Annotated in this window: 8 protein-coding genes; 6 read left to right on the top strand and 2 right to left on the bottom strand. The window is 41.6% G+C overall.

Annotated elements, in window-relative coordinates:
• The first annotated feature begins 250 nt into the window (after positions 1-250).
• The 4 genes from ORI98_RS14375 (at position 251) to ORI98_RS14360 (ending at position 8,397) form a co-directional block, all read left to right on the top strand.
• On the top strand, positions 251-1,774 hold the full coding sequence (locus tag ORI98_RS14375; RefSeq protein WP_306135678.1) for a YifB family Mg chelatase-like AAA ATPase: 1,524 nt from the start codon (positions 251-253) through the stop codon (positions 1,772-1,774).
• A 74-nt stretch (positions 1,775-1,848) separates the two neighbouring features.
• Positions 1,849-2,784 (top strand): acyltransferase, encoded by a 936-nt coding sequence (locus ORI98_RS14370; RefSeq protein WP_306135677.1) that lies wholly within the window; start codon positions 1,849-1,851, stop codon positions 2,782-2,784.
• A gap of 6 nt (positions 2,785-2,790) precedes the next feature.
• Positions 2,791-3,723, top strand: coding sequence for an acyltransferase (locus tag ORI98_RS14365; protein WP_306135676.1), 933 nt, complete (start codon positions 2,791-2,793; stop codon positions 3,721-3,723).
• Positions 3,724-3,894: 171 nt separating this feature from the next.
• Positions 3,895-8,397: an EAL domain-containing protein gene (locus ORI98_RS14360; RefSeq protein WP_306135675.1), complete on the top strand. Its 4,503-nt coding sequence runs from the start codon at positions 3,895-3,897 to the stop codon at positions 8,395-8,397.
• Between the two features lie 205 nt (positions 8,398-8,602).
• Here ORI98_RS14360 and dgt read toward each other — a convergent pair whose 3' ends face one another.
• Positions 8,603-10,081, bottom strand: coding sequence for a dGTPase (dgt, locus tag ORI98_RS14355; RefSeq protein WP_306135674.1), 1,479 nt, complete (start codon positions 10,079-10,081; stop codon positions 8,603-8,605).
• A 781-nt stretch (positions 10,082-10,862) separates the two neighbouring features.
• On the opposite strand from dgt, the gene ORI98_RS14350 reads away from it, so the two are divergent.
• Positions 10,863-11,114 carry a DUF2999 domain-containing protein gene (locus ORI98_RS14350; RefSeq protein ID WP_261298972.1) on the top strand — a complete coding sequence of 84 codons (252 nt, stop codon included), beginning with the start codon at positions 10,863-10,865 and terminating at the stop codon, positions 11,112-11,114.
• A 56-nt stretch (positions 11,115-11,170) separates the two neighbouring features.
• On the opposite strand, the gene ORI98_RS14345 is transcribed toward ORI98_RS14350, so the two are convergent.
• The gene (locus ORI98_RS14345; protein WP_306135673.1) at positions 11,171-12,658 is read right to left on the bottom strand and encodes an NAD(P)H-hydrate dehydratase; all 1,488 of its coding nucleotides are present in this window, start codon (positions 12,656-12,658) and stop codon (positions 11,171-11,173) included.
• Positions 12,659-12,906: 248 nt separating this feature from the next.
• Between ORI98_RS14345 and ORI98_RS14340 the strand changes: the two genes are divergently transcribed.
• Entirely contained in the window at positions 12,907-14,562 is a 1,656-nt protein-coding gene (locus ORI98_RS14340) for a SulP family inorganic anion transporter (RefSeq protein ID WP_371931169.1), read from the top strand.
• Positions 14,563-14,601 lie beyond the last annotated feature (39 nt).

Raw genomic sequence — 14,601 nt, 5'->3', positions numbered from 1 at the left:
ATGACATGACTTTCAATGTTATTCCATGGCAGCCAACAGAAAATAGCGCTAACCGAAAAAATGAATAACTCGTATCACTTAATTCATAAACTCAGTGCATTTAAATCCAAATAAAGGGGCTGCCAAGATCGGCGTATGTTACTAAAAGAATTATCAACAAAATAGTCTACACTTAATGAATATTGATGTTCTGTTGAGTTATCACAATTAATCCATGGAAATAGGATTAATCACCGCAAAGGATTTGTTTATGGCAATTGCCTGTGTCAATACTCGCGCCAGTTGTGGCGTTGATGCCCCTATCGTCACTGTTGAGGTGCATTTAAGTAATGGTTTACCTGCATTTAATTTAGTCGGTTTGCCAGAAACCTCGGTTAAAGAAGCAAAAGAGCGCGTGCGCAGTGCGTTGATTAATGCCGGTTTTGAAGTGCCTCAACGAAGAATAACCGTTAATTTGGCTCCCGCTGACTTACCTAAGCAAGGTGGCCGTTATGACTTGCCCATCGCAATCGGTATTTTAGCCGCATCTGGGCAAATTCCCGCTAAACATCTGGCGCAATATGAGTTTATTGGCGAACTGGCTCTTTCAGGGCAGGTGAGACCCTGTAGCGGTATTTTACCAGCAATTATTGCAGCGAAAAATCAATACCATCATTTGTTTATGCCACTGGATAATCGTTATGAAGCTGAACTAGTGGGATATGAACAGTGTTACTTTGTCGCCCACTTACAACATTTAGCCGCCTTTATGCATGGGCAGTCACAGCTACCAAAGCTCGATAATTTGCCACAATGGATTGATGATGCCCCAACAGATGAGAGTTACCTGTGCATGAGCGAAGTGATTGGACAACACCAAGCTAAACACGCACTAGAAATTGCTGCGGCAGGCGGTCATAACATGTTGATGTTAGGTCCTCCCGGAACGGGGAAATCCATGTTAGCCAATCGCATCATCCCGCTAATGCCCAAGCTCACCTATGAAGAAGCTATTGAGGTTGCCGCCATTCATTCAGTAGCAGCCTTGCCAATAAAACCTGCCAATTTTCTGAATCGCCCCTTTCGTGCACCGCATCATACTTGTTCATCAATATCATTAGTCGGTGGTGGCGCTCACCCCAAACCTGGTGAAATATCGCTCGCCCATCGTGGTATTTTATTTCTTGATGAAATCGCAGAGTTTCCACGCAAAGTATTAGATTGTTTACGGGAACCCATGGAAAGTGGTGAAGTGATTATATCGCGCGCAGCCGCCAAATTGACATTTTCAAGCCGGTTTCAATTAATTGCGGCGATGAACCCTAGCCCTTGTGGTGATACTGAACACGCCCGAGCCACACCTGATCAAATTCAACGCTATTTATCACGATTATCCGGCCCATTTTTAGACAGATTCGACTTAACCATTGATGTTCCCAAATTACCAGCAGGTTCACTGACTCAACCCCAAACACATTCTGAAACCAGTGCCAGTATTGCTGAGCGAGTAAAACAGGCCAGACAGACACAACTGGGCAGATGCGGGATCCTGAATAGTGAACTGAGCCCTAAATTACTCAACCAACATAGCGGGATCAGCCCACAAGATTTAGCCTTTTTAGAGCAAAGCGTAGTTAAGTTAGGGTTATCTGTCCGCAGCTTTCATCGTATTCAACGGGTTGCCAGAACTATCGCCGACTTACAGGGAAGCCAACACACCGAAAGAAGCCATATCGCCCAAGCATTGGGTTACCGCGCAATGGATCGATTATTGGCCAGTTTAAGCAGGCAATAGCAAAATAAAATCGCTACTGATTGAGCTAAACCTGTACAACGAGTAACATAGGCCTCCATTTGCAGGAGGGATAAATGTCGTTGTTTTCACAATTGAAAGGCTCGTTAGCTTTTTTATGCTACCTATTGAATACGCTATTTTGGGCTATTCCCATTTTGTTTTTTGGGATAATAAAACTTATCCCACTGAAAATAATAGACAAAATCTGCAGTTATATTACGGACAACTGCGCCTCGGCCTGGATTTATGGCAACACGCTTACCGAAAAAATCCTCCATCCAGTAACATTTGAAATTACAGGTGACACCAATTTTGACCGTAAACAATGGTATATGGTGATTGCCAATCATCAATCATGGGTCGATATTTTGGTATTGCAGCGTATATTAAATGGCAAAATCCCCTTTTTGAAATTTTTTCTAAAACAAGAATTATTATATGTACCCGTACTCGGATTAGTCTGGTGGGCGCTTGATTTTCCGTTTATGCGCCGTTTTAGCAATGCACAGTTAAAGAAGAACCCGAAACTGAAAGGTAAAGATATTGAGATCACGCGTAAAGCATGTGAAAAATTCAAAACTAAGCCAGTAAGTGTGATGAATTTTGTTGAAGGAACACGCTTCAGCCAAAGTAAACATGACAAGCAAAGCTCGTCTTTTCAACATTTATTAAAACCTAAAGCAGGCGGCATGGCCTTCGCATTATCAGCCATGGGTGAACACATTAATAAGTTGGTCAACGTCACCATTTACTACCCTGAAAAAGTGCCTTCGTTCTGGGAGTATCTCTGTGGACAAACAACCCACATTAAAGTAGATATAAAAATAACTGATATTCCGCCAACTATGCGCGGTGATTATATTAATGATCGTCAGTTTAAAATTGATTTTCAAGAGCAATTAAATCAATTTTGGCTCAATAAAGATAAACAGTTACAACAATATTATTCCAGTCATAGTGCCAAGGAAAGCCTCAGCACTAAGAGCTGCAAGCCTGAAAAAGAGGTATAAGCTTCAATGTTATCGTTTTTACCCGGCCCAGTTTTATACTTAATTAGCCTGACATTGCTGATTATCAACACCGCACTTTGGGGCTCGTTAATTAGTATTGGTGGCATTATTAAATTATTGCTACCGATTAAAGCAATTCGCTTGGGGCTATCGCACCTAATGAATCGTTTTATGTGGTGTTGGGCACTGTGTAATGGCGGTATTCTTGCCATTATCTCTAATATTGAATGGGATGTAGAAGGACTTGATCAACTTGACAAAAATGGTTGGTATTTACTTATCAGCAACCATTTAAGTGGTTTTGATATTGCAGCACAGACCTATTTACTGCGTAACCATATTCCCATGCTGAAGTTTTTTCTGAAGCAAGAGTTAATGTATGTGCCAATTATGGGATTAGGCTGCTGGGCCTTAGATATGCCGTTCATGCACCGTACCAGCGCAGCTAAATTGCGTAAAAACCCTAAACTCAAAGGCAAAGATTTAGCCACAACGCGCAAAGCTTGTGCTCGTTTCAAACATTTACCCACCTCGATCATTAACTATGTTGAAGGTAGTCGATTTACTTCAGAAAAACATCAACGTCAACAGTCTCCATACAAGCATTTATTGCGCGCCAAAGCCGGTGGCATAGCCTTCACGTTATCGGCAATGGGTGAACAATTCACCAATCTATTGAACGTCACTTTAGTCTATCCAGACTCAAAGCCCGATGAAGATATTCTATATGGTGTAATGAATGGCAGAGTGAAAAAAGTGGTCATGAAAGTGGAAGTGATGCCTGTTCCTGAAGTGGATTCTGATGCCTATTTTTCTCAAGCGGAGTACCGAGCGGAATTCCAACGTTGGTTGAACGACTTATGGCTTAAAAAAGACGATCAAATCGAAGCGATTATGCAGCAATACGGCAATAATCATCTGCAAAATAAACAACAATAACCTCATATTACATATTCATTAGAGTTGACTATAATGACGTGTCAGGGGGAATAGCTAAAATATAAAGCAATGATGTATGATTAATGATTGAATTCTGACCCTTACAGGGTAGTATTGTTTTTTAGCACTCCTCCTAATAATGATAAAAATACAATAATAAAAAGGTGTCATTTGATTTCACGCTTATTTACATTTGTCTGTACAGGCTTATTCTTTGCAACATTATTGTATGCAACACCAAGTACTGCACAATACAAAGGTAAATATGGCAGTATTTCTGAGATCAAATTTGAACATTTTAATAGTGAACAAGGCCTAAACCAAAATAGCATCACAGATCTGTTTATGGACAGCGCAGGTATGTTATGGATTGGCACCCAGGATGGCTTACACAGCTATAACGGTGTCGACTTCCAAATGTACCTCAAACGAACTGGCGACCCTGAAAGCATTTCAGATAACTTCATCACCGATATTATTCAATCCTCCGATGGTGCACTTTGGATAGGCACCCTAAATAGTGGCTTAAACCGACTTGACCTAAAAACGGGTAAGTTTACACGCTACAGTAATGACCACGGCTTAACTGATAATCAAGTCTCTCATCTTGCCGTGATCGGCGAAACCTTATGGATCGGCACTCGCTCAGGTCTGTTTATGATGTCGCTCAAAACCTTCAAAATTAATCGTGTCGGCTTAGGTAATAGTCTAGAACCCCAAATTACCAGCTTAGCGAATGTCGATGATAAATATGTGATTGTTGGCACGGATAAAGTAGGTACGTATGCGATTGATACTAATACAATAAATCGCTTAGACATTCCAGGTGATGCACAAGTCAATCGTATACAAGCCAGCTCCATTTTTGCTGTATGGTTAGCTATTGATGACAAAATTTGGCGTTATAACCTCGATACTCATCAAAAAGAACTGATATGGCAACGACCAAGCACATCCGGAAAACAAAAAATCATCAAAGATTTTTCCGTAGTTAATGCCAACGAAATTTGGGCCATTGGCAATGGCTCGGGGCTAATCCAACTTAATTTTGATGGTAAGCAATGGCAGAGCCATTACCATAAGAATAAAGCCAATAATCGCGATAGCTTAACTGAAAATGATCTACAAACTATGATGCTAGATCCAAATGGCACACTATGGTTAGGAACCAGTTTTTCCGGTATTGATAAAATCAACTTAAGCCATCAATACTTTGCTCATTTGTATGACAGTACAGCCTCCAACACCCGAATGGGTAATATGATCCGTTCGATATATCGCGACCACAAACAACGCTTGTGGATAGGTACTGATGGTGATGGGGCTAAATATTTAAATGATAAAAATGAATATGTTTACCTCAATAGGCAATTTGCACAGTTAATGCAAGTGCCTGAATCAGAAGTTAATATTCATGTAAATGATATTATGGAAGACAGCCAAAACAATCTTTGGTTTGCAACTACCCAAGGCGTGTTCGTTTTAGACCCGCAAGATACGTTAGTGTCAATTAAGCCGCATAACCCTGCACTGCATAATGACTTAAACTTCCGCAGTCTTGCCATGGATGATAAAGACAGAATTTGGTTAGCCAGTACCCTAGGTTTATATTTTATCTCTCAAGATAATCAACAAATGTTGCCGTATAACTTTGGGTTTCAAAAAGAATATTCTCCTTATAAGCATCAAATTCTGACCTTACATTTTAGTGAGGGTTATTTATGGATTGGGACTATTGGTGGCTTAGCTCGCCTCAACCCCGAAGAAAAAGAATTAGTGTTTGTCAACAATGAACCCAATAACCCTTATAGCTTAAGTGATAACCGCGTAAGGGATTTTCTTCGCACCCAGAGCGGTGACTTGTGGGTAGCCACACATGGCGGAATTGACAAATTAACCACTGATTACGGCATTTTCAAATTTGAGCGTTTAGATGTAAACAATGATCCGGCTTTTAATACCGTTTATAGTCTGCTGGAAGACAATGACCAAAATTTATGGCTCAGCACCAATGTTGGAATTTCCCGCTATAACCCTAAAACCAAAAGCTTTACCTCATTTAACACTAATGAAGGCTTACAAGCACTTGAGTTTAATGGCGCAGCTCGCTTTAAAGACCCCAATGGTGATATGTGGTTTGGTGGCGTAAACGGCATAAATTACTTTGTTCCAAGTGAGATCCCGCTGCAAAGACCATCAATCAAATTAGCACTAACTCAATATACTCTTGGTGATCGTAGCTACCCGGTTTTAGATCTCAGCCACACCCCTAAAATTGAAATGCCCTATGAAAAACAGCTAATCAGTTTTGAGGTTGGTGCGCTCAACTTTAGCTATCAAAACCTTAGTAAATACAGCTATTTTTTAAGAGGATTTGACTCTGTTTGGCATAAATTACCCACCGGCAGTAAAATAACCTATACCAATTTACCGCCAGGTAATTATGAACTTATCGTTCGTCATTCACTGGGGTTAAACTCCTACGACGAGTATACCCTCACAGTGCCAGTTTTGGTTATTCCGCCATTTTATATGAGCCATTTAGCTTACATGCTTTACGGGATATTAAGCTTTAGCTTGTTGTCATATTTTATGTATGCAAGACACCAAAAGCATGAAAAACAAAGGGAATTTGAACAAAGCATTCGTGCATCAGAAGAGCGCCTTAAACTTGCATTATGGGCCTCAGGCGACGGTATGTGGGACTGGAATATTATCGAAAATAAAGTCTATCGCACTAATATGGTGCCGCAGATGAGTTTTGGAAAGTCGGATAAACTTCTGATTGATAATATTCATACCGAAGATCGTGATCGAGTGTCGAAATTATTACAAGAACACCTTGACGGACATAGTGAGTTTTTTGAAGCTGAATACCGTGTTGAAATGGATAACGGTAAATCCACCTGGCTATTAGATAGAGGCCAAGTGGTTGAGCGTGATATTAAAAATAACCCTATACGTATGGCCGGCACGCATAAGGATATTACTAGCCGTAAAGAAACAGAAAATGAATTAAAACTTTCATCACAGGTACTGTTCAGTATGAACGAGGCCGTTGTGGTAGGTGAGTTAGATTACAGTGTGCGCTCTGTTAACCCTGCATTTAGCAGGATCACAGGCTTTAAACCTCGCGACGTTGCAGGCAAACATTTCTTATTTTTAACCATGGGTAAGCAAACCAGAGAGTTCTACTTAGACATTGAAGCTCAATTATTGCGTCATAAGCACTGGTCGGGTGAAACTCAAATTCGAACTCGCGATCGTAAAGGCATTCTAGCCTGGCTTGAAATCAACCAAGTTATCGATAACAAAGGTGAAACCAGTCATTTTGTGGCGGTATTCACCGATATCACTGCGCGTAAAAAAGCCGAAGAAGATTTACGAGTGCTGGCTAATTTTGACCCATTAACGGGACTGCCTAACCGAACATTATTTCAAGACCGACTCAATCATGCCATCACCAAAGCGCATAGAGCACAGCATATTGTGGCACTATTGTTCCTCGATCTTGACCGCTTTAAACATATTAATGATTCTATGGGTCACCATGTTGGCGATCTTCTTCTTAAAGCGGTATCTAGCCGCTTACTTAATGCCGTCCGCGAAGGCGACACAGTCGCAAGATTGGGCGGGGATGAGTTCACCCTGATATTAGAAGGGGTTAAAAAGTCAGAATCGGCCACGATTATTGCCGATAAAGTGCTGCAAGCGTTTGAAACGCCTTTCTTACTGGATGATAAAACGCTAACTATCTCGCCTTCTATCGGTATCAGCCTGTATCCCAACGATGCCATCGATGCGACCTCGTTGATTAAATATGCCGATACCGCCATGTATCATGCTAAGGCATTGGGGCGAAACAACTTCCAGTTTTATACCTCTGAATTAAACCAGTATGCCACTCGTCATGTGTTATTAGAAGCTGGCTTAAAACAAGCCATTGAGTTGAATGAATTATCGTTGGTGTACCAACCCAAATTTGATGTTAAAACAGAGAAGATTATTGGGTTAGAAGCCTTATTGCGCTGGAACAGTAAAGAGCTAGGCTTTATTTCTCCGGCTGAGTTTATTCCGCTGGCAGAAGAAACCGGTATGATTAATGAAATCGGTCAATGGGCCATTAACCAGGCTTGCGGACAACTCGCTATTTGGCATCAAGAAGGGTTTAACCATATATCAGTCGCTGTAAATCTGTCTGCCAGACAATTAAAAGCCAACATTATTTCCACCATTGAGGTTGCATTAGCGGTATCAGGCTTACCCGCAAATGCGTTAGAGTTAGAATTAACTGAATCAATGATCATGGGTAACCCTGAGGATTCCGTCGACATTTTAACCCAGCTTAAAGCCATCGGCTTAACGATTTCAATCGATGACTTTGGCACTGGTTATTCAAGCTTAAGTTATTTAAAACGCTTCCCGATTGATACCTTAAAGATTGATCGCGAATTCGTACGCGATATCACTGAAGATCCCGATGATGCAGCCATAACCAGCGCCATTATTACCCTGGCTCACAGCTTAGAATTAAATGTGGTTGCAGAAGGTGTTGAAACCAATGAGCAACTACAATTCTTAAAGAATGGTGGCTGCGATCAAGTGCAAGGCTTCTTACTAAGCAAGCCATTAAAGGTAGATGAGTGTCTTGCACGACTTCGTCAGGAAACCTGAGTCGACTGACCTGTTACGCTTATTTTTCGCGTTATGTAGCCCATTGATACAAACAAAAAACCGTATGATGGGTTGATGTGGCAAGCACGCTTATCCTCTACTAAAAACTCAATCATCAAGGTCTGTTGACCTTCAAGATAGTTTTAACCGCGAATGGTTGGCCATTGATGCAAGACAAAAGCTTTGCCGTGCAGCTAACCAAAGATCAAAACTCATCAATGACATGAAAAGCACGATACTCATCATAGGCAAACTGATCTGTCATGCCGCTGATATAATCAATAATCAGCCGAGTACGATAATAAAACTCACGGCAATCTTCATCGGTAATTTGTGCTGCTAAAATACCGTCGGTCATAGCTGATTCATAGGCGGCGATATGCTTGGAAGAGAGCTTTTTAAATAAGCGTTTAGGGTAAATAGGAATAGTAATCTGTTTGTCTGAGTCAGTTTGCTTCCCATACACCAATACATTAAATTGCTGACGACTTAATGCAAGCAGTGGTTTATAGCACTCGAGTAAACCGCTGATCACTCGGTAACCTTGCAGCTCACGTGCTTCAACCTCTGGGTGACAAAACGCTTGCTCTAATGCAACCCGTTTAAAGGTCTCCACAATCATATGATTAACGCTATTGTCTTCAATCAAAGCATGATTAAAGCTGCCATTAAACACGGCTGCAATATTATCCATAAAGCGTTTTTGGGCATGTTGCGGTAAACGACTATTCACCCCAACACGTAAAAACACAAAAAACATGCTGTCACTACCCTTGGCACTTTTACTGGCTTTATCTAGCATTAACCTCATTACGTCACGTTCGTCATCAGTTAAATGAGTGGTTATGTCACTAAATTTTGCCACTAAGGCCTGCTTCATCTGCGATACCGTTAATACCCCTTTTTCGACCGCATCTTCTAAATCAGCAATGCCGTATGAAATATCATCGGCCGCTTCCATAATGTAAGAAAAAGGTGAACGGCAATGGGGCGCTATCTCAAGCGTTTTTTGTAACTCGGCAATAAACCCACTTTCACTGAGATAATAACCGACTTTTTTCTTCAAATAACTATGGGGATCATTGTCCGCTTTATTGGGTTTTGGTTCGATACCACAACGGGTATATTTCATGATCCCTGAAGCTTGCGAATAGGTAAGATTAAGCTTGAGTAAGGTATGTATCAAGCGGATGCCCTGAGCATTACCTTCAAAATGAATCAAATCTCTGGCAATTTCTTCAGGAAGTGTTTTGCCATGCACCTGTGTGTACACAGCTGCAATATGATTTTGCAACCAATCAATCATCGCCGCCTCGCCAAAATGGCCAAAAGGAGGGTTGCCCACATCGTGCATTAAACAGGACATTTCAACGATCGTCTCTAACTCTCGCGCTAATGTCTTTAAACCGAAGTGTTGTTCTTCTGAATCGAAACGAGACAGACCATCACAAATAAGTTGGCTAATGTAACGGCCAACTTGCTGCACTTCCATAGAATGCGTTAACCGACTGCGCACTGCTGCATTGCGCTCAAGTGGAAACACCTGAGTTTTTTGTTGTAATCGTCTAATGGCTGCAGAGTTAATAATACGGCCGCGGTCACTTTCAAATTGCCTTAAAATGGGCCCAGTTGATGGTTTATATTGAAAAGGTCTTTCGGCTTTAATTTTACGGTTAAAATGCATATCTACAACCTAGCAATATCTATATTTCATAGGATAAAGTTACAGCAGTATTCTTTTATTATCAATGAATTAAATAAGTCGCTACAGACTGAAATAATTGATAAACCAGCAAAAATCACTTAATAAACTATGATTTATTACGCTAAAAGTAGGCCTAAATGGCTTTAATTGATGTATTCGGTTGTCCGACAAAACAAATGCTCATTTAACAAAAATTAGCCTTATTATGTCGATAGGCAAACAAAGTGAGATAGAAAGGCTATACGCATTTTTGGACTAAGTTGCAGATAATGAAGCTATTAGTATCTTTTATTATGCCTGGTTAGCCCACGCTGGTTTATTTTATGATCAAGATAAACTCATAGCGCTTATTGACGGCAAAATTTGCTAAAACAAATTATATACCGACAAAGTCTGGTTAAATTTTATGAATATACAACGACTCAAAACAATGTCACTACTGTGTTTGAACAGTTTCAAGGAACAAGATCCGGTAAATATGCGTGATATTCTGCTGAATACCTGCCTTTTGAACATTCACCCCTTAAGTAGTTAGCCTAATAAAGTGTGCCTACGATAGTAAACCTTTGAATATGATAAGTATGTTTTTTGATATTACCGATAAAAAACCAACAAGACCTGATTGACCAACAAAAAGAAGTACTTATCGAATTAACTCGTACAAGATTTGACCACCAAAGAGCAATTCCCCTAGTGTCGTGTTGGACTTGTGATAGAATTAGCCTCTACTTAACTTCAACCATTAATATAGGCTAATGTCATGAATCCAATTATTGCCATCCTAAAAGAACACGATGTCAGCGATGCAAAAATTAACGAGCTATTTCAAGCGTTGACTCAAAATCCATTAATGGCAATGAGTATTGTTGGCCAATTAGGTATTCCCGCTGAAAAGTTACAGCAATTAATGGCGTTAGTCATGCAAAACCCTGCGCTTATCAAAGAAGCCGTGGTGGAATTAGGATTAGATTTTTCTAAAGTCGAAGCAGCCAAAGCGCAATTACAGCAATAATATTGGCGCATCAAAAGAGTAAAGTATTCAGTGACTTTACTCTTTTATTATTTTAGCTACCCACTTGTTAACTTATTCAGACTCTGACGAATAAACGGCACTAAATCACTAGCAAGCAAGCCGATTTTACCCGATATCTTTACCGCCTCATCAGCGGCTTGACTATGCAGTTGCACTCCTATTAATGCCGCATCTAAAAGCGCGTAACCCTGAGCAAGCAAACTGACAAGCACGCCGGTTAATACATCCCCCATGCCACCAGAGGCCATCCCCGAGTTTCCAGCTAAACAGACATACACTTGGTTGCCGTCACACACCAGCGTGCCAGCACCTTTCAAAACCGTGACACCGCCAAATCGATGCTGCAATTCTCGCACTGCTGCATAACGGTCACCTTCAATGTCGGCCACAGTGCAAGCCAATAACCTCGCGGCCTCACCTGGGTGAGGGGTAATAATACGCTTAGCGTCATAGTTGGGAGATAATGCCAGCAGATTTAGCCCATCGGCATCAAATACTTTAGGCTTATTGATCTGGCAAATCAGTTCAAAGAGTGATTTGGCTTGGGGACTAACGCCTAAGCCTGGGCCCAATGCAATCGCAGTTGCCCAAGTGATACGTGATGCAATGACTTCACTCTTACACCAGTCATTACACATCACTTCAGCACAATGAGATAACAGCGCAGAATAGTTTGCTTGATGAGTTAATACAGCCGTTAATCCGGCACCACTGCGGGCGCAAGCAGATGAACTGAGAATAATTGCGCCGCCCATCCCCATATCACCACCCACTAATATGGCCTTGCCATGGTGACCTTTATTCGCGGTGTGCTTACGGGTAATCACTGCGCGGGTTAATAATGATTCGTCAATCGCCAACACTTTTGCGTGTTGCAGGTATGTGAACTCATCCTCCACACCCAGCCCATGAAAATGTAATTTGCCAAGGTAATCTCTGGCTCTAGCAGTAACTAACCCTTGTTTGATACCAATAAAAGTCACGGTATGGTTGGCCGCAACGCACTCGCCTAATACCGCTCCGGTATCAGCACACAAACCAGAGGGAATATCGACGGCGATCACTTGAGCAGCACTAATATTAATAAGACTAATCAAGGCCGCGGTTGGCTCCTTAACCACACCACTAAGACCGGTACCCAGCAGTGCATCAACGATCACATCTACATCGTCAGCAACATGAGTTGTTTGAGCATTAACCTTGCCACCTGCTGCCACAAAGTCACAATAAGCTTGATGAGCATCACCTGTTAATTGGCTCGATTGATGAGTTGACCACACAGTTAGCTTAATTCCGGCTTTCAGCAATAGCCTAGCTAACACGTAACCATCACCGCCATTATTACCGCCACCACAACAGACTAAAACATGCTTTGGCATTGGGTAATATTGTCTAAGGATGTCCAAAACAGCTGAGCCAGCTCGTTGCATCAAGCTATACAAGCTTATACCCGCTTGCTTTGCCGCCAGTATTTCACCCTCTTTCACCTGTTTCGCGGTATAGAATTCATTGGGTAACATCATATGGCTACAACCTAAGTGATAGATGAGATGTTATCAGCATATCGCAAAAATCATCATAAGCCGACAAACAAACTATCTTACTCTTTGGCTAAAACATGGATTACAGTTCTACAAGTGACTGCTGCTTTAATCAGGCGAATGCCTAGGTTTTACTGGTCTATCCAATGCCTAGCTAGGTTATCTAAGCTATACAAATCGGTCGTTTTTTTGCTAAAGTCTCGCGAACTTTTGGTTAAGAGATTGTAATTGTGTTTAGAGAACGCTTTAAAGATGTCAATATCAAAGGGGATCTGTTTGGTGGCGTCACCACAGCAATCATTTCCTTACCCTTAGCACTCGCCTTTGGTGTGGCATCTGGCGCAGGCGCAGAAGCCGGTTTATGGGGCGCGATTCTTGTTGGTTTTTTTGCCTCATTATTTGGCGGTTCATCAACGCTAATTTCTGAACCTACCGGTCCAATGACAGTGATCATGACCGCGATTTTAACCAGTATGGTGGCCAAATATCCTGAGTCAGGAATGGCAATATCATTCACGGTAGTGATGATGGCTGGCGGTTTCCAATTTTTAATCGGTACGTTAAAGCTAGGGAAATACGTCACCTTAATGCCCTACAGTGTAATATCAGGTTTCATGTCAGGCATTGGTGTCATTTTGATTATCTTGCAATTATCACCTCTGCTAGGACACGCCGCACCAGCAGGCGGTGTTCTCGGAACTTTATCTTCATTACCTGATACTTTAGCCAACATTCAATTTAGCGAGTTATTGTTAGGATTACTCACCTTAGCTACCTTATTTTTGTTCCCTAAACACCTACGTAAATACGTTCCAGCCCAGTTAGTCGCTTTAGTCGGTGTTACCATACTCTCTATTATCGTATTCGATACTGACAGCATTCGCCGCATCGGTGAAATCCCTGCAGGATTGCCCTCTTTAGTAATTCCGCACATTAATACAGATATTTTCATGACGATGGTCATTGATGCGCTGGTATTAGGCACTTTAGGCTGTATCGATACATTACTGACTGCGGTTATTGGTGATTCGCTTACCCGTAAAGAACACGACTCAGATAAAGAATTACGCGGGCAAGGTTTAGCCAATATGATTTCAGGCTTATTTGGCGCCCTTCCTGGCGCAGGTGCAACCATGGGCACTGTGACCAACATTCAGGTTGGGGCGCGTTCACCTTTATCAGGTATTACGCGTGCGGCGGTGTTAGCCTTAGTCGTATTAGTTGCTGGCGGTTTAACTGAACCTATCCCTATGGCTGTGTTAGCAGGCATTGCGGTTTATGTCGGTTTTAATATTTTAGATTGGAGTTTCATTCAGCGTGCCCACAAAGTCAGTGTTCAAGGCATGGCAATTATGTACGGTGTTATGCTGCTCACGGTATTTGTTGACCTCATTGTCGCGGTTGGTCTTGGGGTATTTATTTCTAATATCTTGATTATCGAACGCTTAAGCCGCGAACAAGCAAGGCAAGTAAAAGCCATCAGTGATGCCGATCAAAACGATGTGCCACTCACCCAAAGTGAGCGCGGCTTACTGGATCAAGCCAATGGTAAGGTGTTGTTTTTCTACTTATCTGGACCAATGATTTTCAGCGTATCCAAAGCCATATCAAGACAGCACGCCAGTATTGCAGAATATGAAGCGATGATCCTCGATTTAACCGACGTCCCCATGATTGATGTAACGGTAGGCTTAGCACTTGAAAACGCGATAAAAGATGCACAGGATGCGGATTGCGAAGTCTTTTTACTTTGCCCAAATCAACAAACACAAGACCAATTACGTAAGTTTCATGTGATAGATTCCTTACCTGATGAGAATGCATTCCGGTTCCGCTATGAAGCATTACAAGCGGCATTGAAACACGTACAAGCTAAAGAAAAGTAAATCGACAAGAGTGCACTGCGTAGGGGTTTATGTCTTTGT

This window comes from Shewanella sp. ULN5 (assembly GCF_030731885.1).
GTDB lineage: Bacteria > Pseudomonadota > Gammaproteobacteria > Enterobacterales > Shewanellaceae > Shewanella > Shewanella holmiensis.
Note: the sequence above shows the minus strand (reverse complement) of the source record. Positions and strands in the feature narration are given on the sequence as shown.